This is a genomic window from Erwinia sp. JUb26 (assembly GCF_003751505.1).
Lineage (GTDB): Bacteria > Pseudomonadota > Gammaproteobacteria > Enterobacterales > Enterobacteriaceae > Erwinia.
This window is the reverse complement of sequence record NZ_RJVB01000013.1, coordinates 35,044-58,590: the sequence shown is the minus strand read 5'-3', so window position 1 is coordinate 58,590 and position 23,547 is coordinate 35,044. Positions and strand designations below refer to the sequence as shown.

Annotated in this window: 23 protein-coding genes; 7 read left to right on the top strand and 16 right to left on the bottom strand. The window is 54.7% G+C overall.

Translation table 11 applies throughout. The annotated features are described in order from the left end of the window. Window positions 1-27 precede the first annotated feature (27 nt). Window positions 28-1,374, top strand: a complete 1,347-nt coding sequence (gene glpT / locus EC836_RS23930; protein WP_123337856.1) for a glycerol-3-phosphate transporter — start codon at window positions 28-30, stop codon at window positions 1,372-1,374. Window positions 1,375-1,428: 54 nt separating this feature from the next. Here glpT and EC836_RS23925 read toward each other — a convergent pair whose 3' ends face one another. Then, entirely contained in the window at window positions 1,429-1,836 is a 408-nt protein-coding gene (locus tag EC836_RS23925; RefSeq protein WP_123337854.1) for a hypothetical protein, read from the bottom strand. Window positions 1,837-1,879: 43 nt separating this feature from the next. Continuing rightward, window positions 1,880-2,677, bottom strand: coding sequence for a transcriptional regulator (locus EC836_RS23920; protein ID WP_148050403.1), 798 nt, complete (start codon window positions 2,675-2,677; stop codon window positions 1,880-1,882). Between the two features lie 329 nt (window positions 2,678-3,006). Here EC836_RS23920 and EC836_RS23915 point away from each other — a divergent pair, with 329 nt between their 5' ends. Next, entirely contained in the window at window positions 3,007-3,402 is a 396-nt protein-coding gene (locus EC836_RS23915) for a hypothetical protein (RefSeq protein ID WP_123337849.1), read from the top strand. Window positions 3,403-3,684: 282 nt separating this feature from the next. Here the strand turns inward: EC836_RS23915 and yigL are convergent, their stop codons facing one another. Both yigL and pldB read right to left on the bottom strand, forming a co-directional pair. Then, window positions 3,685-4,485: a sugar/pyridoxal phosphate phosphatase YigL gene (gene yigL, locus EC836_RS23910; RefSeq protein ID WP_123337847.1), complete on the bottom strand. Its 801-nt coding sequence runs from the start codon at window positions 4,483-4,485 to the stop codon at window positions 3,685-3,687. A 69-nt stretch (window positions 4,486-4,554) separates the two neighbouring features. Beyond that, window positions 4,555-5,547, bottom strand: a complete 993-nt coding sequence (gene pldB / locus EC836_RS23905; RefSeq protein ID WP_123337845.1) for a lysophospholipase L2 — start codon at window positions 5,545-5,547, stop codon at window positions 4,555-4,557. 114 nt (window positions 5,548-5,661) lie between these two features. Between pldB and rhtB the strand changes: the two genes are divergently transcribed. Beyond that, on the top strand, window positions 5,662-6,285 hold the full coding sequence (rhtB, locus tag EC836_RS23900; RefSeq protein ID WP_123337843.1) for a homoserine/homoserine lactone efflux protein: 624 nt from the start codon (window positions 5,662-5,664) through the stop codon (window positions 6,283-6,285). Window positions 6,286-6,328: 43 nt separating this feature from the next. On the opposite strand, the gene recQ is transcribed toward rhtB, so the two are convergent. Then, the gene (gene recQ / locus EC836_RS23895; protein ID WP_123337841.1) at window positions 6,329-8,161 is read right to left on the bottom strand and encodes an ATP-dependent DNA helicase RecQ; all 1,833 of its coding nucleotides are present in this window, start codon (window positions 8,159-8,161) and stop codon (window positions 6,329-6,331) included. Between the two features lie 322 nt (window positions 8,162-8,483). After that, window positions 8,484-9,368 (bottom strand): phospholipase A, encoded by an 885-nt coding sequence (gene pldA, locus EC836_RS23890; RefSeq protein WP_105595156.1) that lies wholly within the window; start codon window positions 9,366-9,368, stop codon window positions 8,484-8,486. Window positions 9,369-9,538: 170 nt separating this feature from the next. Here pldA and EC836_RS23885 point away from each other — a divergent pair, with 170 nt between their 5' ends. Then, window positions 9,539-10,009, top strand: coding sequence for a thioesterase family protein (locus EC836_RS23885; RefSeq protein ID WP_123337839.1), 471 nt, complete (start codon window positions 9,539-9,541; stop codon window positions 10,007-10,009). A gap of 3 nt (window positions 10,010-10,012) precedes the next feature. Beyond that, window positions 10,013-10,912, top strand: a complete 900-nt coding sequence (rarD, locus tag EC836_RS23880; protein ID WP_123337837.1) for an EamA family transporter RarD — start codon at window positions 10,013-10,015, stop codon at window positions 10,910-10,912. Here the strand turns inward: rarD and EC836_RS23875 are convergent. The 10 genes from EC836_RS23875 to EC836_RS23835 all read right to left on the bottom strand — a co-directional run bounded on the left by EC836_RS23875 (window position 10,892) and on the right by EC836_RS23835 (window position 21,561). Then, complete coding sequence (locus EC836_RS23875; protein WP_123337835.1) at window positions 10,892-11,935, bottom strand: AbrB family transcriptional regulator; 1,044 nt, start codon at window positions 11,933-11,935, stop codon at window positions 10,892-10,894. The genes rarD and EC836_RS23875 overlap by 21 nt on opposite strands. A gap of 130 nt (window positions 11,936-12,065) precedes the next feature. Continuing rightward, a complete protein-coding gene (gene corA / locus EC836_RS23870; protein ID WP_123337833.1) occupies window positions 12,066-13,019 on the bottom strand; it encodes a magnesium/cobalt transporter CorA in 954 nt (317 codons plus the stop codon). A gap of 147 nt (window positions 13,020-13,166) precedes the next feature. Beyond that, window positions 13,167-13,223, bottom strand: coding sequence for a YsgD/CorL family protein (gene ysgD / locus EC836_RS25180; protein ID WP_370348498.1), 57 nt, complete (start codon window positions 13,221-13,223; stop codon window positions 13,167-13,169). A gap of 77 nt (window positions 13,224-13,300) precedes the next feature. Further along, window positions 13,301-15,463 carry a DNA helicase II gene (gene uvrD, locus EC836_RS23865; RefSeq protein ID WP_123337831.1) on the bottom strand — a complete coding sequence of 721 codons (2,163 nt, stop codon included), beginning with the start codon at window positions 15,461-15,463 and terminating at the stop codon, window positions 13,301-13,303. Between the two features lie 56 nt (window positions 15,464-15,519). Then, a complete protein-coding gene (gene yigB / locus EC836_RS23860) occupies window positions 15,520-16,236 on the bottom strand; it encodes a 5-amino-6-(5-phospho-D-ribitylamino)uracil phosphatase YigB (RefSeq protein ID WP_123337829.1) in 717 nt (238 codons plus the stop codon). Continuing rightward, on the bottom strand, window positions 16,236-17,144 hold the full coding sequence (xerC, locus tag EC836_RS23855; RefSeq protein ID WP_123337826.1) for a tyrosine recombinase XerC: 909 nt from the start codon (window positions 17,142-17,144) through the stop codon (window positions 16,236-16,238). The genes yigB and xerC overlap by 1 nt, the downstream gene beginning before the upstream one ends. Next, a complete protein-coding gene (locus tag EC836_RS23850; protein WP_123337824.1) occupies window positions 17,141-17,851 on the bottom strand; it encodes a DUF484 domain-containing protein in 711 nt (236 codons plus the stop codon). The genes xerC and EC836_RS23850 overlap by 4 nt, the downstream gene beginning before the upstream one ends. Next, window positions 17,848-18,672, bottom strand: coding sequence for a diaminopimelate epimerase (gene dapF, locus EC836_RS23845; protein ID WP_123337903.1), 825 nt, complete (start codon window positions 18,670-18,672; stop codon window positions 17,848-17,850). Before dapF ends, EC836_RS23850 begins: the two co-directional genes overlap by 4 nt. Window positions 18,673-18,699: 27 nt before the next feature. Beyond that, entirely contained in the window at window positions 18,700-18,900 is a 201-nt protein-coding gene (locus EC836_RS23840; protein WP_123337822.1) for a lipoprotein, read from the bottom strand. Between the two features lie 105 nt (window positions 18,901-19,005). Beyond that, complete coding sequence (locus tag EC836_RS23835; protein ID WP_123337820.1) at window positions 19,006-21,561, bottom strand: class I adenylate cyclase; 2,556 nt, start codon at window positions 21,559-21,561, stop codon at window positions 19,006-19,008. A gap of 297 nt (window positions 21,562-21,858) precedes the next feature. Between EC836_RS23835 and hemC the strand changes: the two genes are divergently transcribed. Then, window positions 21,859-22,800, top strand: a complete 942-nt coding sequence (hemC, locus tag EC836_RS23830; RefSeq protein WP_123337818.1) for a hydroxymethylbilane synthase — start codon at window positions 21,859-21,861, stop codon at window positions 22,798-22,800. Continuing rightward, window positions 22,797-23,546 carry a uroporphyrinogen-III synthase gene (hemD, locus tag EC836_RS23825; RefSeq protein ID WP_123337816.1) on the top strand — a complete coding sequence of 250 codons (750 nt, stop codon included), beginning with the start codon at window positions 22,797-22,799 and terminating at the stop codon, window positions 23,544-23,546. The genes hemC and hemD overlap by 4 nt, the downstream gene beginning before the upstream one ends. Window position 23,547 lies beyond the last annotated feature (1 nt).

The following is a 23,547-nucleotide window of genomic DNA, read 5'->3' as shown; positions in this document are numbered from 1 at the left end:
TTCGTTACCTGAGCCATGGGGTCCGTAATGTTAAGTATTTTTAAACCCGCAGCACATCAGCCACGCGTTGATGTCAGCCGCGTTGATCCACTGTATCGCAAGCTGCGCTGGCAGATCTTTCTGGGGATTTTCTTCGGCTACGCCGCCTATTATCTCGTGCGTAAAAACTTTGCGCTGGCGATGCCCTACCTCGTTGAACAGGGTTTTTCACGCGGGGACTTGGGATTTGCGCTGTCAGGCATCTCGATAGCCTACGGTTTTTCCAAATTTATTATGGGTTCAATATCTGACCGTTCAAACCCACGCGTCTTCCTGCCTGCCGGACTGATTCTTGCCGCGTTAGTGATGCTGTTCATGGGTTTTGTACCCTGGGCAACCTCCAGCATTATGGTGATGTTCGTTCTGCTGTTCCTGTGCGGATGGTTCCAGGGTATGGGATGGCCGCCTTGCGGCCGCACGATGGTTCACTGGTGGTCGCAGAAAGAACGCGGTGGCATCGTTTCCGTATGGAACTGTGCGCATAACGTTGGGGGCGGTATCCCTCCGCTGCTGTTCCTGTTGGGTATGGCCTGGTTTAACGACTGGAAAGCTGCACTTTACATGCCGGCATTCGGTGCCATTCTGATCGCCATTATCGCTTTCGCCCTGATGCGCGACACGCCGCAATCCTGTGGCCTGCCTCCGATCGAAGAGTACAAAAACGATTATCCGCCGGACTATGATGAAAAGCATGAAACAGAGCTGACCGCGAAGCAGATTTTCACCCAGTACATTCTGCCAAACAAACTACTGTGGTATATCGCACTGGCAAACGTGTTTGTTTATCTGCTGCGTTACGGCGTGCTCGACTGGTCACCCACCTATCTGAAAGAAGTGAAGCACTTCACGCTGGATAAATCCTCGTGGGCATACTTCTTCTATGAGTATGCGGGTATTCCCGGCACTCTGCTGTGTGGCTGGATGTCAGATAAAGTGTTCAAAGGCAATCGCGGCGCTACCGGCGTCTTCTTTATGACCCTGGTGACCATCGCCACTATCGTCTACTGGATGAATCCAGCGGGTAATCCTGGTGTAGATATGGCCTGTATGATGGTGATTGGATTCCTGATCTATGGTCCGGTGATGCTGATTGGCCTGCATGCACTGGAACTGGCACCGAAAAAAGCGGCGGGGACTGCCGCTGGCTTTACCGGCCTGTTCGGCTATCTGGGTGGGTCTGTTGCTGCCAGCGCTATCGTAGGGTACACCGTTGACTACTTTGGTTGGGACGGTGGCTTTATGGTGATGATCGGCGGATGTGTTCTGGCAGTCATTCTGCTTGCGATGACCATGATGAGTGAAAAGAAGCATAAGCAACAGCTTAAGGCTCAGTAATGAAATAATAAGTAGCGGGAATAGCCATTAAAAATCCCGCTACTTATTGTCCCGTCACTCCGATTTACACACCAGCAATGCATATTGATCGGTAGAAAGAAGATATCTCCGATCGTCAAGCCTGGTGATCCCGACCGTTAAATCATCCGCGCTGAACTGGGGGAGTAGTTTGCTTATCACCACATTGTGTTTTCGCACATGCAGGTCATAATTCCCCCCTTCCCTTTCATAGTCGAAATCTAAAATAGCGTTGATGACTTCTGAACTCTCCTGACATCCCATTTTCCCCGAGAGCATTAAATAACCGTCTCCATCGCCGTCCATCGCCATAAACAGATCGAGCAGATTTCGGCGACCACACTGGCCGAACGATGAGCCGGTATCCAGTTGCGCCCTGCAGGTAAAACGGTGCTTCTTACCCGTATTGAAAAAACAGAGAACGCACAGTGAGAGAATAATCATTACCACCCAGCCGGGATACTGCTTCCTGATCAAAGACATGACTTTAGTTCTCGTGTTTGAACAGACCGTAATTGATGCATGACGCACCATGACTATCATCGCACCAGGCAAAAATTTCTCTATCCATTGTGCTTTCATTCGTTAAATGATGCTTTCCAGGCCAATAAAAAACATCCGCTTTACGACCACAGTTAATGTGGTATTCATTCACGTATTTTTTTATTACTGAAGAAACCCCTTCTGATTTGTTGTTGGTTTCTCTCGCATCTAAAAGATAAATAGTGCATTTATTTAATCCAAATGAATGATACTCACCGTGAGTATCATTGCTCCATGGCAATGAAAAAGAATAAACAACACACAACAGCACAAGAATTTTTAACAAACTAACTTTATAAGTGACAAAAAGAGTAGCAGTGGAACTCATTATCTTTTTGAGTTTGTTATGGCAGGGGTTTTCTCTTGAATATAAGACCTGAAATGGGTTGGTCGCCCTACTTTTTTGAACATTATCAGGAATAACATCGATCTCTGCACTAAACATAAAGCCATAGCGTGGAATGGTAATAATCAAATCAGAGCATCCTAAACTTGCCAGAGCTTTACGTAGCACTGATATATAATTATTGAGATTATTACCCGAAGAGGCCAGGCCTCTTCGGGTCCATAATTCGTTCAAGATATGCTCTCTTTCTAATCGACTCTCATTATTCTCTACCATCAGCAATAACAACTCATTAGCAACCCTGCTAAGAGTTAGCATATCAATGCTGCCATCCAATAAATACAACGTTCCATCATAGGCGTTATATTTTAAGATTCTATTTATTAAATAAATCACAACCCCACCCGATTAACTAAGCGAGTGACTACCTTGGTAATAACAGGCATATGATGACATCACTTCGCCAACCAAAAAAAATAAGAGTCACTATTAAAAATCCACTATTTTTTTACAAGCAGTTAATTCAAAAGACTTAAAAAGCGACATATAAAACTAATATATATATTATATATAGAATAATTATCTATAAAACTTAAATAATGAAATGTAGATTGCTGTTAATCCATTACAAACAATACACTCTTCCTGACGAAATGACTTATTAGCAAAAAGACTGTCTTTGCATGTCATCTATCCCCACGTTTGAAAACAGAGAAATTGTAGAGATGAATAGCCTGGATCCAAGATCGGTTAAGTATGAGAATGAAAAACTTATCTTGAAAGAAAAATATCTCATCATGAAAGACACTGACATTATGGCCAAGGTCAGCAAAAACCAGAAAACGTTAATCCTTTGCCTGATGAATGACGTCATTGAAAAAGAGAAAATCATCCAAAATATTTGGGGAAAAAATCCATCAGGATCAAAAGAAAAAAATTACAATCAGTTAGTTTTTCAGACCCGTTCGCTTCTGGTTAAGCAAGGATTTCCCAGCGATCTGATTATGACAATTCATCGATACGGTCTGTGTTTTAACAAGTTTTTCTTGAACATAAATAAAAAGAGTTATGATGGTGATGAAGATGGAAAATATACGCCTGGTGCAGACACCCAACTGTAATTTTTTAAAACATGAGCTTTTAAAATTATATCTCTGCTGCATGTCGCTATGAAAAATGCATGTCAATCTCGGATAACTCAACTTCGCGCCTGTCATTGATTATCCATGGTGTTTCAGTCCACATCAAATCCAGATACGGATTCAATTATTTATCCAGTGCGTTTAACATTTCATAAGACCGCGGAGATAAATGAACATAAAAAAACCAGGAAATAGGCACTATTTCCTGGTTAATGAGAGGGCAATGCAGACTGATCGGTTAACGATTACAAATCCAGTCGCCTACACACCAAACAGGGTACGCAGCGTTTTTGGTACGGCCTCATCGGCGTTAGAACCAATGACTTCAAGCTCAGGCAACAAATCCTTCAGCCGCTGATGGGCGTTTTCCATGATGCATCCTTTACCCGCCATACTCAGCATCTCTTTATCATTCATCCCGTCACCGAAAGCGATGCACTCTTTCAACGATGAACCCAGAGACTGCGATACCGCATCCAGCGCATGACCTTTAGATACGCCACCGGCCATCACCTCAAGGCAGGTTGGCAACGAGAAGCTCACGTTAACCCTGTCGCCCCACCGCGCAATCAGCGCCAGCTCCAAAGGAACCAGTAGATCGGGATCGTTACAGGTAAAGAAGACTTTACTGATGCCGTCCGTCGGCAGTTCATCGGGATGGTAGATCTGGTAGTTAAAATCAGATTCCTTGAAGAAATCCATTTCATCAGGACGATGGCGGTTCAGAAACCACTCTTCATCGCGATAAATATTGGTGTAGATGTCGGGATTACTGTGCTGCATAGCAAACAGTTCGCGGGCGATGTCTTCATCGAGATTGTGGCTGAAAACCAGTTCACCGGCGGTGTTGTGCACACGTGCGCCGTTGGAGGTGATCATAAAGGCATCAATGCCCAGGCTGTCACGCATCTGCGCAACGTCAATGTAGTGGCGGCCGGTAGCAAAAATAAAATGGATCCCCTTGCGGACCAGCAGCTGCAGGGTTTCGCGGGCATAAGGAGAAAGCGTGTGATCGGGAGATAACAGCGTGCCGTCCAGATCTGAAGCAACAATACGATACATAAAACCTCTGGTTAATATCATTTAGCGGGCAGAGCCCGTCAGGTAACGTAAACCTCGCGTAGCGGGTGATCAGGGATGGCGGGAGAAAAACGCCATAATCGCCTCCAGCGCCTCCGCCCGCATACTGTCTTTCTCAAACAGTATTTCATGGCGGGCACCCGCGATAATTTTTGGACCGCCTCCTTCGCAGGGCTGTCCGGCATCGGCCATCGCCTGGCAAAAAAGATCCTGCGCTGTGTTATCAACAACCCGGTCCTCGGCCGCCTGTAGCAGCAGCAGCGGCGTTGAGATATGGGATGCCTGCTGCAGGATCGTCTGGCCCGCCAGCACCCCCTCCCTTACCCAATGGTAGGTTGGCCCGCCAACGCGGAGCCCGGGATCGTCAGCATAAAAGCGCAGATTGCGTTGGTAGCGCTCACGGCTGTGCGTTAGATGATTAAGGGCAAACGGGCGCGGACGCCATTTTCCGGTGCCAATGGCATAACCTTCGCTGACCGCCGGACGTTTTTCCGTCCAGTCCAGAATGCGATGGGCCATCCACTGGGGCATCGGCAGCGTGATGCCGAACATCGGTGCGGTCAATGCCGCCGCATCAAAGGCCGCAGGCTGACGCGCCAGCATCAGCGCGAGGATTGCGCCTCCCATCGAGTGAGCCAAGGCATAACGATGACGATAATGCCGTGCAACGATCTCTTTTAAATACAGCGTTTCCAGATCGTCGACGTAATCTTCGAAGGCCGCCACGTGCCCACGATGCGAATCCTGTAATAAACGCCCCGATCGTCCCTGTCCACGATGATCGACCACGATCACATCATAGCCGCAGTGAAACAGATCGTAAGCCAGTTCCGGATATTTCACATAGCTTTCAATACGGCCGGGACAGAGCAAAATAACGCGGTCATGTTGCGGAGAGATGAAGCGGGCATAGCGAATGGGCACGTTGCCAACACCGGCGAATTCATCCTCCTCACGCTGCTGCCAGAATCTCAGCAAAGGGCCGGTAGCAAAGGCCGCAAAGGATTGCTCACGCGTCAACCAGCCGGGTTTACGATGATCCATCAGACTTTTTCCTGGAAGGTGATTTGCCATTCAGCAAGGCCATTGTTACCCATAGCACAACGTTCAACAATCACGTATTGTGTCACAATTGAGCGTTTTTCGGGAGCTTTACCCATGACCATCGAATGGTGGCTGACCTACCTTTTAACAACCAGCATTTTAAGCCTTTCGCCAGGCTCTGGCGCAATCAACACCATGAGTACCGGTATCAGTCACGGCTATCGCGGTGCCGCCGCCTCCATTACCGGGCTACAGGTCGGGCTGTCGCTGCATATTGTCCTGGTGGGTATCGGGCTGGGTGCGCTGTTTTCACAGTCGCTGCTGGCATTTGAGATCCTGAAATGGGCGGGCGCGGCCTATCTGATCTGGCTGGGTATTCAGCAGTGGCGATCTGCCGGGGCGATCGATCTGAACGCCGTGGCGAAGGCGATGCCGAGGCGCAAGCTGTTCCAGCGGGCGGTGCTGGTTAACCTGACCAACCCGAAAAGCATCGTGTTTCTTGCTGCGCTGTTCCCCCAGTTTATCCTCCCACATCAGCCTCAGGCGATGCAGTACCTGGTACTGGGTGTAACGACGGTCGTGGTCGATATCATTGTGATGATTGGCTATGCCACGCTGGCCACGCGTATTGCCGTCTGGATCAAAGGTCCGCAACAAATGAAGCTGCTGAACCGGATTTTCGGGGGCTTATTTATGGCGGTGGGTGCGCTGCTGGCATCGGCTCGGCGTATCGCCTGACAGAACGTGAACGGGCCGGTTTCCCGGCCCGCATGCATGACGATTACTCGTCATCGACGCCATCTACGTGATCTTTAATCATCAGCAGGAAAGGTCTGCCAAAGCGTTCCAGCTTCTTGTGACCTACCCCGTTGATGCTCAGCATTTCTGAAGCCGTCAGCGGCATCTGTTCGGACATTTCAATCAGTGACGCATCGCTGAATACCACGTAAGGCGGAATGTTGTCCTCATCGGCAATCGCTTTGCGCAGCTTACGCAGTTTGCCAAACAGCTTACGATCGTAATTCCCGCCCCATGATTTCTGGCTGCTGCTGCGCGGCTTCGCCGTCACCAGGCGCGGAACGGCCAGCATCAGCGGCGTTTCCCCACGCAGGATCGGCCTGGCCGCTTCCGTCAGCTGGAGCGCCGAATACATCGCGATATTCTGGGTCACCAGGCCAAGGTGGATCAGTTGACGCAGTACGCTGGTCCAGTGTTCGTTAGTCTGCTCACGACCAATGCCATATACCGGCAGCTTGTCGTGCTGCATGTCGCGAATACGCTGATTATTTGCCCCGCGCAGGATCTCGACAATATATCCCATGCCGAAACGCTGCCCGACGCGGTAAATACAGGAAAGCGCCTTCTGCGCCTCCACCAGGCCATCATAGCGGCGCGGCGGATCGAGGCAAATATCGCAGTTTCCGCAGGCCTGCTGACGCCCTTCGCCGAAGTAGTTCAGCAATACCAGACGTCGGCAGGTTTGCGCTTCGGCAAAGGCGCCCATCGCATTGAGTTTGTGACGTTCAATATCCTGCAGCTGCCCCGGCGCTTTTTCTTCCAGGCAGCGGCGCAGCCAGGCCATATCCGCCGGATCGTAAAGCAGCAGCGCTTCCGCCGGCAGGCCGTCACGACCGGCGCGGCCGGTTTCCTGATAGTAGGATTCAATATTGCGAGGAATATCGAAATGCACCACGAAACGCACGTTGGGTTTGTTGATCCCCATGCCGAACGCCACCGTGGCCACGACGATCTGCAAATCGTCACGCTGGAAGGCTTCCTGAACATGCGCACGGTGGGCATTGTCCATTCCGGCATGATAAGCCCCCACGCTTAATCCACGGCTTTGCAGACGGGCGGCGGTATCTTCCACCTTGGCGCGGCTGTTGCAGTAAATAATGCCGCAGGTTCCACGCTGGTCCTGAACGTAGCGCAGCAGCTGTTCGGTCGGTTTGAATTTTTCCACCAGCGTGTAGCGAATATTCGGGCGGTCAAAGCTGCTGATCTGAATCAGCGGATCGTTGAGCTGCAGCAGACGAACGATATCGTTACGCGTGGTTTCATCGGCGGTGGCGGTCAGCGCCATCACCGGTACATTGGGGAGCCGCTGCCGAAGCTGCCCGAGCGCACCGTACTCAGGGCGGAAGTCATGGCCCCACTGTGAAATACAGTGTGCTTCGTCCACCGCCAGCATCGCCGGATTCCAGTGCGTCAGCTGATCGAGGAAGTTATCCATCATCAGCCGCTCAGGGGCGATATACAGCATGCGGACTTTACCGGTACGGCAGCCCGCCATCACGTCCTGCTGCTGTTCACGGCTCTGCGTGGAGTTCAGGCAGGCCGCAGACACGCCGTTTGCCAGCAGCTGATCGACCTGATCTTTCATCAGTGAAATCAGCGGTGACACCACCAGCGTTAACCCGTCGCGCACCAGCGCAGGAATTTGATAACAAAGCGATTTACCGCCGCCGGTCGGCATCACAACCAGACAGTCACGACCGTCGAGCGATGCCTGAATAATCGTTTGCTGTCCCGGACGAAACTGCTGATAGCCGAAGGTATCGCGAAGTACCTGCTCTGCCAGCGTCTCATTATTGATTACTGCTGCCGTAGACACATTGTCCCCAATCTGAAGTGGTGTGAAGCGCTACCGGGCACTGCCTGCCCGATGGTGATGCCGGAACCGACGGTTGAGCATGACTCAACCACAGCGAAGGATAATAACCCATGTCCGGAGCAAGATCTGGATTATCGCGAGCATTTTGCTTATTTGCGAAGCGGTTCGCGCCGTTTTGCTGCGCGAATAATGAGCCGCTGCATTATTTGCGTAACGGACTGCAAACCATAATAAGGCTGGATGCAGCAGGCCTGTTGAACAGGAGAGGGTCAGCGTTTAGCGAGTTTCCTTCGCCGGGCAGGGTTGCCCGGCGCAGATAAAATCAGAACAGATCGTTGAGGGTCACGCCCACGCCAACGCGAGTCTGACGGTGGTTATAGTCGATCAACGATTCGCCGTAGCCGCTAAATACCTGAGTATAAAAACGCACGTGCTCCGTCATAGGATAGCTCCAGCCCAGCTCCGCACCGCCGTAGCCGCTGTTCCAGTTGTAGTTACTTTTCACGCTGAAGATGCTGTCACCCATCTGATAGCCGAGCGTCAAACGGTAGTAACCCATGTATTTGGTGATATCCGGGTTATCGTCGTTGCTTTCACTTTCCGGCAGGCGATACCAGGGCTTCACTTCCACCAGCCAGTTGCCATTTTGCGCCATCAGTCGGGCATAAACCCGGTTCCAACTGCGGGAGGTCGGGTCGGAACGTCCGTTTGACTGGTGGTTCAGACCGGTTTCCACATCCCGCAGCGTCCAGCCGCCCAGGCTATAGTCGGTTGCCCAGCCGAGGAAAATCTGCGGCTCATAGTTGGTTTCACGGAATGGCGATGATGCACCCGCTCCACGGTTGGAGAGTTGCCACCAGGACTTCTGCGTGTAGGAGGCCGCCAGTACGGAATTATCGCCCAGAATACCGCGCCACAGCGGGAAGGCCAGGCTCAGCTGAAACTTCACTTCGTCGTGCTTGGCTTCATTACCCCAGTTGTAGGACTCGATTGCTTCCCGGTTAATATTGCTGGTGTAGGTGTAAAGCAGATAGTTGCTCTCGTAAGGATAGAGAACAAACGGGTTATCGTGTTTTTCCAGCAGGTTAGCAATGATGCTACCGGGAACCTCAGGTCGGTCGTGCACTTCTTTTAGCGTCGCTTCCTGTGCCAGCGCAATTGTCGGTACCAGGAGTGCTGTTGCCAGCAGTCCTTTCAGCAGAGCCATAATTTACTCCCGGTGGGCGAATATGAAGATAAAAGCACGCCATTCTACACATAAAGTGCTGCCCGCTTTAGTGCTGTTTTCTGAAAGTGGAAAGCGCTGCCAACGAAGCATAAGATACCCACCTTATTAACCTTTGATTTACTTTTCCCCGGCTTTACAGGATCACAATAATGTCAGCGTTACCTTTGGATCAGGCGGCGGCACGTCGGCTGATTGGCGAGATTTTCATTTACGATATGCCCTTCAACCGCTCGCTCGGCCTGGAGCTCGATCGCCTTGAGCCGGACTTCGCTCAGCTGAGCCTGGCGAATCAAACCATGCTGGTCGGCAACTTTGCACAAAAAATTCTGCATGGCGGGGTGATTGCCTCGGTGCTGGACGTGGCGGCGGGGCTGGTCTGTGTCAGCAGTGCGCTGACCCGCCAGCAAAGCATTACCGAAGAGGAGCTTCGCCAGCGCCTGTCGCGTATGGGGACGATCGATCTGCGCGTGGATTACCTGCGCCCGGGACGCGGCGAGCGCTTTATTGCCAGCAGCAGCCTGCTGCGCGGCGGCAATAAGGTTTCCGTTGCCCGCGTTGAACTTCATAACGATGCCGGCGTACACATTGCCAGCGCTACCGCTACCTACATGATTGGTTAAGTAATGAATCCACAACAAACACGTCAGGGCGTGCTTTTTGCCCTGGGGGCGTACTTTATCTGGGGCGTGGCGCCGGTCTATTTCAAGCTGATCCAGCAGGTGCCTGCCGGAGAGATCATGACCCACCGGGTCATCTGGTCCTTCTTCTTTATGCTGGTTTTAATCAGCATCAGCCGCGGCTGGCGCAATATTCGCGCCATTGCCGCCCAGCCGAAAAAGGTACTGCTGCTGGCCCTGTCCGCCGTGGTGATCTGCAGCAACTGGTTGCTGTATATCTGGGCGGTGAATAATCACCATATGCTGGAAGCCAGCCTGGGCTATTTCATTAACCCGCTGTTCAATGTGCTGGTCGGCATGCTGTTCCTGGGTGAGCGCTTCCGCCGTTTACAGTGGCTGGCCGTCGCACTGGCCGCCTGCGGCGTGCTGGTGCAGCTGTGGAAGTTTGGTTCAGTGCCGGTTATCGCACTTGGCCTGGCGACAACGTTCTCAATGTATGGCCTGCTGCGCAAGAAAATTGCGGTGGATGCACAAACCGGCATGCTGGTTGAAACCAGCTGGCTATTGGTGCCCGCTGCGGTTTATCTGTTCGGCATTGTCGACAGCCCTACCAGCCACCTTAGCAACAATGCGGCGAGCCTCAATGTTCTGCTGGCCGCCGCCGGGATTATCACCACCGTCCCGCTGATGTTGTTTACCGCCGCCTGCACGCGTTTACGCCTCTCCACCGTGGGATTCTTCCAGTATCTTGGCCCGACGCTGATGTTCCTGCTGGCCGTGCTGTTCTACGGTGAGCAGATGACATCAGATAAAGCCGTGACCTTTGGCTTTATCTGGGCAGCGCTGGCACTGTTTATAGCGGATGCACTCTGGACGCTACGCCGCTCATCGTCGCGCATAGCGTGAGAGAAATCTGGCCATTGCCGGGCCGGTGAGCAGTATAGAGAACAGACGTAGCGTCTGCATCGCCATCACAAAAGCCAGATCGACCCGGCTACCGGCGGCAATAATCGCAACGGTGTCCAGCCCGCCAGGGCTGGTCGCCAGATACGCCGTCAGCATGTCGACATGCAGTACCCGGGTCAGCATCCACGCCATGGCGCCACACAGCAGCATCAGGCCGATAATCGACACCACCATTTGCGGTAACGTGCGCAGCGCCAGCAGAAAGACAGGGCGGGTGAAGCGCAGGCCCACCGTCCAGCCGATCAGCGCGTAGGCCAGCGCCAGCAGCCATTCCGGTACCTGCAGCGTTACCATGCCGCTAGAATGCAATGTCGCCCCAATCAGTGCAGGCAGCAGCAATGCGCCGGAGGGGATACGGAATTTCTGCCCAAGCACGGCCCCCAGCACGATCACCGCCAGCGTCGCGGCAAATCCCGGTCCCAGATGTGGAAACCACTCCAGCCCCGAGGACTGCGCACTGTCGCCCAAGCTGATGCGCGCGACGATCGCGGCGGCAGCGGCGACAAACAGCACGCGCAGGTACTGCATAAACGCCACCAGCCGGGTATCCGCCCCGAAGTCACCGGCCATCGCGACCATGGCGGATGCGCCTCCGGGTGAGGAGCCCCACGCGCCGGTTGGGCCAGGTAGATCGCTAAAGCGCACCAGTAAATAGCCGGACAGTCCGCTGGCTGCAAGAGTCATCAGGAGCACGGACAGTACGATTGGCCAGTCGGCCAGTAGCGGCTGAAGAATGGAGGGAGAGAGGCTCTGGGCGATCATACAGCCCAGTACCGCCTGGCACAGCACGAAGAGGCGTTTACTGATGCGGATCCGCGCACCGCACAGCCCCATTACCACGCCGACAATCATCGGGCCCAGTAACAGCGCAGCCGGTACATGAAAAACCTGCAGGACAGACCCCAACAGCAGCGATGTGATGAGCAGTAGTGCCCACTGGTTTCGCAGGGATAACCGTTCCATAAAGTGAAGCGAGCTCAGCTGAAATAAGAGCTGACAGACTACCCGTAGCGCGGGCGTAGTACCAGTTCGTGAAACATTTTGTGAAAGTTAAGGCTGGCCCAGCCCGGTAAATCAGGCTGGGCCCGGGCAATCAGAGCCAGTTTTTACGCTTAAAGTAGGCGTACGGTGCCAGACCGGCGAGGATCATCAGGGTGATGGCGCCCGGATAACCAAAGCTCCAGCGCAGCTCCGGCATAAACTCAAAGTTCATCCCGTAGCTGGAAGCCACCAACGTTGGCGGCAGGAAGACCACCGAAACCACCGAGAAGATCTTGATAATGCGGTTCTGTTCGATGTTGATAAAACCCATTGCCGCCTGCATCAGGAAGTTAACCTTCTGGAACAGGGATTCGTTGTGCGGCAGCAGGGATTCGATATCCCGCAGGATTTCGCGCGCCTGTTCCAGCTGATTACCCGGCAGGCGTGCTTTACGCACCAGGAAGTTCAGGGCACGCTGGGTATCCATCAGGCACAGACGCACCTTCCAACCGATATCTTCCAGTTCCGCCAGCGTCGACAGCGCGGCGTCAAACTCATCGCCCTGCTGTCCTTCCATAATTACCCGGCTGAGCTTCTCCAGGTCGCTGTAGATATTTTCGATCTCATCGGCCAGCTGTTCGATTTTAGTTTCAAACAGATCCAGCAGCAGCTCGTAGGCGTTACCGTCCGTCAGAACCTGGTTACGCGCACGCATGCGGTAAAGGCGGAAAGCAGGCAGCTCACGTTCACGCAGGGTGTATAAACGCCCTTCGCGAATGGTAAACGCCACGGTTGAGTTACCGGCGTGATCGTCCGCATCCTCAAAGAAAAAGAAGGAGTGGATGTGCAGGCCGTCTTCATCTTCGAAGAAGCGGGCGGATGCCTCGATGTCTTCCAGTTCAGGACGGGTGGCCAGGCTCTGGCCCAGTTCGGTCTGGACGCGGTCTCGCTCGGCGTCTTCCGGTTCGATCAGATCGACCCAGACGGAACCGGTCAGCTCTTCGCTGGCATCATCCAGCTCAAGACGGGTCAGACGGCTCTGGTCCAGTTTAAATGCGCTCAGCATAGCAATACTCCCAATTCGCAGTGACTAGTGGGACAGAGCGCTTGAACACGGGAAACATGCGTTTCAGTCAGCGAAATGTACTGACTCAGAGCGACGAAAAATGCGGTCGCCAACAACCACGAAGGCTATCGGCAAAAGAGGATAGCCTTAGGAGTTGTACCTGGTGTGCAGGTCAGTGAGCCAGTATCTACTGGGTGTGTCCAAGGCGAATGTCCTCTTAGGGTAATGGTGGGCGCATGTTACGCTGAGACGAAAAAGGCGTCAAGCGGGCCCACCTTTCATCACAGCGCTTCCAGCCTGGCGTACGCGGCCACCAGCCATTTGATGCCCTGCCCCTGGAACGCGACCTGCAGGCGGCTGTGCTCACCGCTGCCTTCCAGGTTAACAATCGTTCCCTCACCAAACTTAGCGTGGAGCACGCGCTGCCCAAGGGTAAAGCCGCTGTCGTTTTTCGCCACCGGCGTACCCATCCGCTGATGGCTGACCGGGCGAGTGACGCTGGCGCGCAGTCGCACTTCTTCCACACACTCTTCCGGCAGTTCGCCGACAAAGCGTGATGGGCGATGATAAACTTCTTTGCCATACAGACGGCGCGTTTCCGCGTAGGTCAGGGTCAGCTTCTGCATCGCGCGGGTCACGCCAACGTAGGCCAGACGGCGCTCTTCTTCCAGCCTTCCGCCTTCATCCAGCGACATCTGGCTGGGGAACATGCCCTCCTCCATACCGACGATAAACACCTGCATAAATTCCAGCCCTTTGGCCGCATGCATGGTCATCAGCTGAACCGCGTCCTGCCACTTGTCCGCCTGCCCTTCGCCCGCCTCCAGCGCCGCATGGGAGAGGAAAGCCTGCAGCGGCATCAGGTCTTCATCTTCGTCCTGATAGCTGTACTGACGGGTGGCGTTGACCAGCTCTTCAAGGTTCTCAACGCGTGCCTGGCCCTTCTCCCCTTTTTCCTGCTCGTACATCAGCCACAGACCGGAATCTTTGATCACCCGGTCGGTCTGCACATGCAGCGGCAGTTCGGTGGTTTCCTGCGCCAGTGAGTCCACCAGCTCAATAAAGCGCTGCAGCGCCGAGGCCGCACGCCCGGCCAGCGCTTTCTCCTGCAGCAGCGCGCGCGAACTTTGCCACATCGTCAGCTGGCGCTCACGCGCGGTCTGACGCACCACATCAAGCGTGCGATCGCCAATGCCGCGCGTTGGCGTATTGATCACGCGCTCAAAGGCGGCATCGTCATTGCGGTTGGCAATCAGGCGCAGATAGGCCAGCGCATCCTTGATTTCCTGACGTTCGAAGAAGCGCATGCCGCCATAAATACGGTAAGGCATGCTGGTTTGCAGCAGCGCCTCCTCCAGCACGCGCGACTGGGCGTTGCTGCGATAGAGGATTGCGCAGTCATTCAACGCCCCGCCGTTTTCCATCCATACCTTGATGCGGTTAACTACAAAGCGCGCTTCATCAAGCTCGTTGAAGGCGCAATACAAGGCGATCGGTTCACCGTCGCTGCCGTCGGTCCACAGCTCTTTGCCCAGACGGCCGCTGTTATTGGCGATGAGCGCGTTGGCCGCTTTCAGAATGTTATTGGTCGAGCGATAGTTCTGCTCAAGGCGAATAGTTTCCGCACCCGGGAAATCGTTCAGGAAACGCTGGATGTTCTCCACCTGCGCGCCGCGCCAGCCGTAGATAGACTGATCGTCATCACCGACGATAATCACCTTGCCGCTGTCACCGGCCAGCATGCGGATCCACGCGTACTGGATGTTGTTGGTATCCTGAAACTCATCCACCAGAATGTTGGTAAAACGCTCGCGGTAGTGATTGAGGATATGCGGCTTGTTCAGCCACAGTTCATGCGCGCGCAGCAGCAGCTCGGCAAAGTCGACCAGACCCGCGCGATCGCAGGCTTCCTGATAGGCCTGGTAAATGCGCAGCCAGGTCTGTTCAATGGGGTTGCCGTAGCTTTCAATATTTTTCGGGCGCAGACCTTCATCTTTTTTGCCGTTGATGTACCACATCCCCTGACGAGCAGGCCACTGCTTCTCATCAAGGTTCATCGCCTTGATCAGACGCTTCAACAGCCGCAGCTGATCCTCACTGTCGAGGATCTGAAAATCCTGCGGCAGATTGGCATCCAGATGGTGGGCACGCAGAAGACGGTGTGCGAGGCCGTGGAAAGTGCCAATCCACATTCCCCCCTGGCTGGTGCCGATCAGCTGTTCGATGCGGTGCCGCATCTCAGCGGCCGCTTTATTGGTAAAGGTCACCGCCATGATGGAATAAGGGGAACAGTTTTCAACCGCCATCAGCCAGGCAATACGGTGAACCAGGACGCGGGTTTTTCCACTGCCAGCGCCCGCCAGCACCAGCAGGTTGCTGCGCGGCGCGGCGACGGCTTCGCGTTGTTTATCATTCAGGCTGTCGAGCAGATCGGAAACGTCCATAAGCACCATCGGGGTAGAGAGCGGCACGCCGCTCTACTGGTTATTTAACCAGTTCATTATAACAACGCAGTCAGCGATGCCAACTGAGAAATCTCCAGCGTTGGAAGAAGACGCGCATCGTCGATATGCATCAGGTTGCCACCGCGCAAATTAATCCAACAGGCCTGCATACCACAGCGCACCGCGCCGGCAACGTCGGTGGTGAGATCGTCACCCACATGCAGAATGTGTTCCGGTGCCAGATTCAGCCGTTCTGCGGCGCAGTGATACATATCCTGATACGGCTTGGCGCGGCCATCGGGACCGGCCCGCAGAATAAACTGGAAGTACTTATCCAGCCCAAACAGATGCGGCTCGGCGTTACCGTTGGTGATCGCCACCAGTGGAATACGCTCGGCCAGCGCCGCCAGCGTCGCATGGTTTTCATCCGATATGGTGATTTTGCTGCGCCATTCGGCGAAGACGGACATCACTTCGCGCGAGCCGTCGGCCGCCTGCACGGGAGCCAGTCCGACATCGAGCATCGACTGTTCAACCGCGCGACGACGCCACTCGCTGACATCATGATAGATTTCCGGCTCGGCCAGCAGCAGCCGCTGACGCACCTGCTGATACTGCTCCACGCTATAGTCTTTTAGCGCCGGATGATGGGCCTGCAATGCGGCGTGGGATTCTTTCGTGGTTCGTGCGATAACCGGATAATTGTCGTACAGCGTATCATCAAGATCGAAGGTCATCGCCGCGATGGGACGCGGTGGTCGGTAAAAATGCATCAGGTCTTTCCTCGTTTCGCACGGGGATGTGCAGCGTCGTACACGGACGCAAGGTGTTGGAAATCAAGATGGGTATAAATCTGGGTAGTTGCCAGATTGGCGTGGCCAAGCAGCTCCTGCACCGCGCGCAGATCGCCGCTGGACTCCAGCATGTGCGTAGCAAACGAGTGGCGAAGTTTATGGGGATGAACGTGGCTGGACAGCCCCTGCTTAATGCCCCATTCAGCAAAACGCTTCTGCACGTTACGCGCGGAGATGCGTTTGCCCAGCTTAGACAGGAACAGCGCGTTGTCCTGCGGTGAGAACAGCTCCCGCAGCGCCAGCCAGTGCTCCAGCCAGAGTACCGCCGTTTTTCCCATCGGCAGGCGGCGCTCTTTGCTGCCCTTACCGGTTACCCAGACTTCGCCGGATGCCAGCTCAAGATGGTTGACATCAATGCCTGTCAGCTCAGAGAGGCGCAAACCCGCGCCGTACATCACTTCCAGCATCGCGCGATCGCGCACCGCCAGTGGGTCGTTGAGGTCGATGTCCAGCAGTTGGTTAACTTCATCGACATCAATATTTTTGGGCAGGTGTCGTGGCGCACGCGGCGTGGCAACGCCTTTCGCCGGATTGGCCTGAATCGTCCCCTGGCTAATCAGCCAGTCGAGGAAGCTACGTAGGGCCGAGAGCCGGAGGGCCAGGCTGGCGGGCTTCAGTCCGCTGCGGCTACTGCGGGCAGCGAGCGTTCGAACCAGCGCGGCATCCAGACGCGGCCAGTCGGTGACCTTTAATGCGTCCAGCAGTTCAACCACCACCGTTAGCTGGCGGCGATAGTTAATCAGGGTCAGCGGGCTGAGCTGACGTTCAACCTTCAGGTAACGCAAAAAGCCCTCTACGGCAGGGAGCAGGGGCGATTCGCTGCTCACGCGCGCTCAATCCAACGCGACAGCAGATCGGGAAGCATCAGTGACAGATGCTGGAGCAGCATGGTTCCCATACCGGACTGATAGTGCTGCTTGTCACGACTGCTGAACATCAGCACGCCAAGATCGCCGCGTTCACCCAACAGGGACATCGCCACCGAACCAATCGCCTTAGCCTGCGGCAGCAGCAGCAGCAGTTCAGGCCCGTTCAAATTGCCGAGATAGTGATTTTCTTTGCCCAGACGTTGAATGCGCACCGATTCAAACGCCTGCCTTGGCAGCGCCAGTTGGGTGAAATCGGATGGCGCGCCAATACGCCATTGTTCACTAAATAGGCGAATATTGGCTCCCGCCAGCCCCAGCTCACGCGCCCACAGATGCAGGCGATTCAGCATATCCTGCAGATTTGAAGCCGAGGCCAGACGTCCCTGCAGCGTAAACAGGCGTTCGAACAGCTGCTGGTTAGCGCTGGCCTGCTCCATCAGCAGGGTGATTTCTTCTTCCAACTGATGAATATGGTTGCGCTGGCGTGCCAGCTGCCATTCCACCAGCGATACAGTGCCACGGATTGGATGCGGCACCGTCATCTGCTCAACCTGGCGGGCATTGCGAATAAAGAAGTCTGGATTTTGCAGCAGGTAATCGCCGACGGCGCGATCGTCCAACAGCACTTCGCTGCTGTCCTGTTGTGGCTCCCCGACAGTTTTCATAGATGAATAAACCCGTCATAAACGTGAGTGGCTGGCCCGGTCATAAACAGCGGATGCCCCGGCCCTTTCCAGGCGATGTTTAACGTGCCACCCGGCAGGTCAACCCGCACTTTCTCTGACAGTAATCCCTGCTGAATGCCGACAGCGACCGCCGCACAGGCTCCGCTACCGCAGGCCTGAGTTTCACCCGCGCCGCGTTCGTACACCCGCAGACGAATGTGCTCGCCGTTGACCACTTCCATAAAGCCGACGTTAACGCGCTCAGGGAAGCGCTCGTGGCTTTCCAGCACCGGCCCCAGCGTTTCCACCGCGGCGGTTTTCACGCTCTCCACCTGCAGTACGCAGTGTGGATTACCCATCGACACCACACCACACATCACGGTCTGTTCTGCGGCCCGCATCAGGTAAATATTTTCGGCTTTGTTGGCGCGGAACGGTACCTGCTGCGGCTCAAAGTTCGGCTCGCCCATATTCACGCAAACCAGTTCATCCTGATTCACGCTCAGCACCATGCGGCCCGTTTGCGTACTGACGCGAATATCGCTTTTATTGGTCAGGCCTTTTAAGCGAACGAAGCGGGCGAAACAGCGGGCGCCGTTGCCGCACTGGGCGACTTCACTGCCGTCAGCGTTGAAAATGCGGTAATGGAAATCAAGATCGGGATCGTAAGGTGGCTCAACGATCAGCAGCTGATCGAAGCCGATCCCCAGATTGCGGTCCGCCAGTCGACGGATCAGTTCAGGTGAGAAGTAAACGTTTTGCGTAACGGCATCGACCACCATGAAGTCATTGCCGAGACCGTGCATTTTCGAGAACTGCATTTTCTGCTCCGCCGAGTGTGTCATAGTTTACTGGACCGGTTTAACATCCTGCCCGGAGGACGTGGCAGGAGATGACACGCTGCTGCCGGACTGCGTCGGCGAAGAGGTTTGAGTGGCCTGCGGTTTACTCGTTTTGTCTGCCGGGAAATAGAGCGGCCCTTTGAGTCCGCATCCCGCCAGGCTGGCAACGGCAAGTAACAGTGCCAGTTGGCAAATAGCTTTTTTCATTCTCATTCTGCTCGTTAAAGATACCCGTTGCTGTCTATCATCGCAGGTGAAGACTGAAAAGCAACAGGAAAAGCAGAGTCCAACCGGAAGAGTATCCCGGCTGGCTTAGTGCATCTGATAGCGCTGCGAATAATCGCCGCTGATTTCACTGTTTGGCACGGCGGCACAAAGCTGAGTCAGCGTCTGGCTGCGGAAGGGGATCACCTGGAAGCGCTCTTCAACCTGCACAATTTGATAGAACTGCGGCAGGTTGAAGTTAATAAAGCTGGAACCGTAGGTGAAGCGATCGTGCGACGACGAGTAGAAACGGCTGACGTCACGCACCAGATCTTCTTTGTTGCCTTCACAGTGGTGATAAACCTCAACCCGGTTGGTTTCATCCAGAATATAGATATTAAACCCGTGATCGTCGTGCGTATCTTCGAAGAAGAACTGGATGATCCCTTCGCTGGCATAGCCATTCACTACCGTCGGTAGCCGGACCTGGTTGGTTTCAACCTTCAGCGACAGGCCGTGAAGCTTGTTGTTGGAGATCGCACCGTAAAACTCAACGGCGTTTTCCAGCTTCTGTACCGAAACACTGAGGCGTTCAAAGAACAGTCCCCAGGTCTGTCCGGCCACGCGCAGGGCTTTAAAGCGACCTGGCTCCTGACGCGTGCTGGAAAGACGCAGCTCAATGCACTCTGAAACCAGCTGCTGGACGCGGGTACGGATCAGACCGCGCAGATGCTGGCTGTAGCAGAAGACTTCTACGGCGTCCGGCGGCGCGGCATCCTGATGCATTTTGCCCAGAATGGTTTTCAGCGCTTCAATCATCGCCTGCTCGCCGTTGAAGTGCAGCGTGCGCACTTCATTCCACGAGTTGCGATACAGCAGATCGACGCTGCCGACCAGGCACTGCTGCTCAGCGCCAAAGCTGAATACGTCCAGCTTGCGGAAATCGAAATGCACCACCTGGTTACGGAAGGCCGATGTCGGGTCGTATTCCAGGTTAACGATGATCGCCAGATGGCGGATCTCGCAGGGACTGTAGAGCGCTTTAGGCGTTGGTGCAGGCAGACGCAGCGGGAAATGGTGCGACACATCGGCAACCAGTTCCTGCAGACGGGCCAGGTCACAGACCTCATTGCCCTTCATATGCAGCCGCGTTTTGCTGGTCAGCAGGCCGTTAAACCACGCCCAGGCCACCAGCTTGTTTAGATAGCGGTTATATTCCAGCGGCTGATGGCTAATGATGGAACTCATATCCGGCGACTGATTGTACAGATACCAGCCCGCGCGGTTGGCGCGACCGTTCGGTACATGAATAAAGGTCAGATGCTGCTCGGACAGGTCGGGGGAAATCTGCGGGTTCACCAGCGTCACCTTGCCGGGCAACGCCTCGAACGCGGCGTAAAGCTTACGCGTTAACACGCCGATGTCCTGCGGGCTGGCGCTGACGCTCAGATTATTTCGGCGGGCAAAGCGGATCAGGTTGCGATAGCTCTGCATCATCGCATCCAGTAGTTCATTGTGGGCTTCGCGCACCCGACCAATTTTCCAGTCGGCACGGCTGTCCAGTACCTCAAGGCGCTGCGTATCCCAACCCCATTCCGTCACCAGCTGGCTGAGAATTTCCCGACGCCAGCCGGACTGCTCAGTCTCCTGAGACAGCTTCTCACACACTTTGAGATAGAAACATCGACGAACCAGGTCGAGGCGCGCGTGATCGTCAATGCTGATCAGGTAACGCGTTACCCGCTCCAGCATCATGCAGTACGGATCCAGTCCGTAGGAAACGATCTCGCCATCGTGCAGCCGCTGTTTGATGTCCATTGCCAGCAGGCGGGTATCCGGGTATTCCCACGAATACGCTTCCAGCAGCAGAGTTTTCAGCACGGCCTTATACGGGGAATCAATGCTCTTATACAGCTGCCACAGGCTGGCACCAAAGTACTCTTCCGCCGACAGCGTACCCAGACCACCAAGATCCAGCCACTCGTTCGGCGTCAGAACGCCCTGTTGATAGAGCGACATCACATAGTCGTCGTAATGCTCTTCTTCCTCACGCGGCACCATATTCCACAGAATACGTTTACCCGCCATTCTTACCGCCGTGCGGTAGAACTCATCCAGCAGCAGGATGTGCTGGGTTGAACCACAGTCCTCGCCGCCAAGGCTGCCACTTTCGTTGTGGCGGAAGCGGTTCTCATCAATCAGGAAGAAGCTGACCTCAACGCCCATCGCCGCACACCAGTTTTGTAACTGCGTGCATTTCTTTTGCAGGGCCAGACGCTCGCCATTGTCCAGCCACGACTGGTGGCAGACCCATATGTCGAGATCGGAGGTGGCGTTTTGCCCCACGGAAGAGGTGCTTCCCATCGAATACACCCCGGTGATCGGCATTTCTCCACGCGGAGGTGCAGTCAGGGATTTGTCTGATTTCACTTGTAAATCATCAAGATAGACAAGCTGGCTTTCATCAGGCGTGTAGAAGCTGATGCCATGTGGGACGTTACCCTCAAGGTAACCCGGCATCAGTGGATGATGATAATGTAGTAAGGTCGGCAGCAGACTGTAAACCTGTTGGAACGCAGGTCCCATTGCAGCCAGTGCGCGGTCGACGCGCAGCTGGTTAATGGCATCCAGTCTCTGTTTCAGTGTCTCAATGTAGAGGTACAAGACGTCTCGCCTGATTATCCCAGTGCTTACACCCTTGGAGAGAAGGGTATACAAGAACTCTTTTTCCAAAATCTGCCGTTTGCTTTAAAAATAGTCGTGCAGATTATTGCTGGAAACGTGATCAATCTAACATCAGACAGATTGACCGTAAAGAAAGTTGCGCTAGTTAACAGTTTAGCACAATTTTGCGTCAATCCACCGCTATGCTTCTACGAACGACCGTTTAGATGCTATTCACTGACAGCCTTCGCGGTTAAATGATAGGATAATCAATGAACGATCAAAACGGTATTGAGCATGTCAGACAAAATTTTAAGAATTGCGACGAGACAAAGTCCCCTTGCCCTTTGGCAGGCGGAATATGTACAGCAGCGCCTGATCGCCTGCCATCCGGGGCTGCGCGTTGAGCTGGTGCCTATGGTGACGCGCGGTGATGTGATCCTTGATACCCCACTGGCTAAAGTGGGCGGTAAAGGACTGTTCGTTAAAGAACTTGAGCAGGCCATGCTTACCGATCGCGCCGATATCGCCGTCCATTCGATGAAAGATGTGCCGGTTGAATTCCCGGCAGGCCTGGGCCTGGTGACCATCTGCGAGCGCGAAGATCCGCACGATGCTTTTGTCTCTCATCATTATGCTTCCGTTGATGCGCTGCCACAGGGTGCCGTTGTGGGCACCTCAAGCCTGCGCCGCCAGTGCCAGATTAGCGCCCGTCGCCCGGACCTGGTGATTCGCTCACTGCGCGGCAACGTCGGCACCCGCCTGGGCAAGCTGGATGCCGGTGAATACGATGCCATCATCCTTGCCGTTGCCGGTCTGAAACGCCTCGGACTGAGCGACCGGATCCGCCAGATTATGCCCGCTGAAGAATCGCTACCCGCCGTCGGACAGGGCGCGGTGGGCATTGAATGCCGCCTTGACGATAGCGAAACGATTCACCTGCTGGCCGCGCTGAATGATGAAGATACCGCCTGCCGGGTCCGCGCCGAGCGTGCGATGAATACCCGCCTGGAAGGCGGCTGCCAGGTGCCGATTGGCAGCTATGCAGTGCTGGAAGGCGATCAATTATGGCTGCGTGGCCTGGTTGGTGCCCCGGACGGCAGCCGGACGATCTACGGTGAGCGCCGCGGCCCGCGTGCGGATGCGGAGCAGATGGGGATTTCATTAGCGGAAGAGCTGCTGAATAACGGCGCCAGGGAAATTCTGGCTGACGTTTATCAGGGACACCCGCCAGCATGAACATTCTGGTCACCCGCCCGTCACCGGCAGCTGACCAACTGGTTAGCAGGCTGCGTAGCCGCGGGCAGGCTGCCTGGGCATTTCCTCTGATTGAATTCACTCCGGGGGGGCAACTCGATCGCCTTCCCGCACGGCTTGAGGCACTCAGGCCAAACGATCTGGTTTTTATCCTTTCTCAGCATGCCATCCACTACGCCAATCCGGCGATAACGCAGGTTGGTAAAACCTGGCCCGCCGGTCTGAACTATTATGCAATAGGCCGCAGCACGGCGTTGGCGTTGCATGCGGTTAGCGGGCACTCTGTCACCTGGCCGCACGAACAGGAAATCAGTGAAGTTCTGATTCAGTTACCCGAGCTTCAGCAGGTCGCCGGCAGGCAGGCGCTCATTTTGCGTGGCAACGGCGGACGTGAATTGCTGGGGGAAACTTTGCATAACCGCGGCGCTCAGGTAGAGTTTATTGAGTGCTATCAACGCTGTGCAAAGCATTATCACGGCGCTGAAGAAGGCCGTAGATGGCGCGATCGCGGGATAGATACGCTGGTCGTCACCAGCGGAGAGATGCTGCAACAGCTTTACGCCCTGTTTCCCACTATCGATCGGGATGCCTGGTTATTACACTGTCGGCTGGTGGTCGTCAGTGAACGTTTAGCCACTCTGGCCAGGGATTTGGGCTGGGCGAACGTTTGTGTCGCCGGGGGTGCCGATAATGACGCGCTGCTGCGCGCACTGGACCTATACTCTTAAG